The sequence below is a fragment of the Cellvibrio sp. ARAG 10.3 genome, from assembly GCF_051846955.1.
Lineage (GTDB): Bacteria > Pseudomonadota > Gammaproteobacteria > Pseudomonadales > Cellvibrionaceae > Cellvibrio.
This window is the reverse complement of record NZ_JBPYCU010000075.1, coordinates 1-708: the sequence shown is the minus strand read 5'-3', so window position 1 is coordinate 708 and position 708 is coordinate 1. Positions and strand designations below refer to the sequence as shown.

General features: G+C 50.0%; 2 protein-coding genes. One reads left to right on the top strand and one right to left on the bottom strand.

The window, feature by feature from the left end:
* A partial coding sequence (locus ACSV5M_RS21865) for a hypothetical protein (RefSeq protein ID WP_439178972.1) occupies positions 1-325 on the top strand: 325 nt, incomplete at its 5' end.
* A gap of 13 nt (positions 326-338) precedes the next feature.
* Here the strand turns inward: ACSV5M_RS21865 and ACSV5M_RS21860 are convergent.
* Entirely contained in the window at positions 339-536 is a 198-nt protein-coding gene (locus tag ACSV5M_RS21860; RefSeq protein WP_439178971.1) for a hypothetical protein, read from the bottom strand.
* Positions 537-708: the final 172 nt, after the last annotated feature.

Below are 708 nucleotides of genomic sequence, written 5' to 3'. Positions count from 1 at the left end.
CAGGCGCACGTACCGCGTTCAAGGTGCAACTAAAGGTAGTTGCCACCGTGAAGTGGGTTTGGGGGTATTGCCTCTTGCGAGGCAATACGGTCAAAACCACTGTATTGGTCTACTGTGGATGAATGCCCGCTTTCCCCGGATAGACGCACGTGACATTCAACGGGTTATTTTTTGTCGAGATGACGTCAACAGAGACAACATTGACAGTCCAACCATCCTTACCCATAGCGAGGAGAAGGACGTTACGGGCAGTATAATCACCGACAAAAACAAAATAGGTAACGAAGTGCGCGCGAGCAGCTCGTATACCAACTCTCAATCATAAATCCTCCTGCATTTCAGGGATGGATACCGTGCTTCAGCTCCGCCAGTACCTTGTCAAGTAAAGGTACTTCTTCTGGTTTCAACGAGCTAATGCCGTGGTCATACGCCTTCAGTACAACAGCCGCTTCCTCGCGCGACAGAGTCACGGAAAAATTCAGTTTTGAAGGCAGGAATTGTTCGTAATAATCCAATTCCGGTGCTTGAAATATCATGGTGCTGATCCTCCCATTGCAATTGACGACACGTTAACGGCCCGGTCCGGAAACTCACGCACATACGCACTTTCGTCCGCCATGCATTCCGTCAGACCGCCTTCGCGTATTGCCCAGAACCATACATAACGCGAACCATCCGGTCGCGTTTGAATGCGGGTAATACAACCCA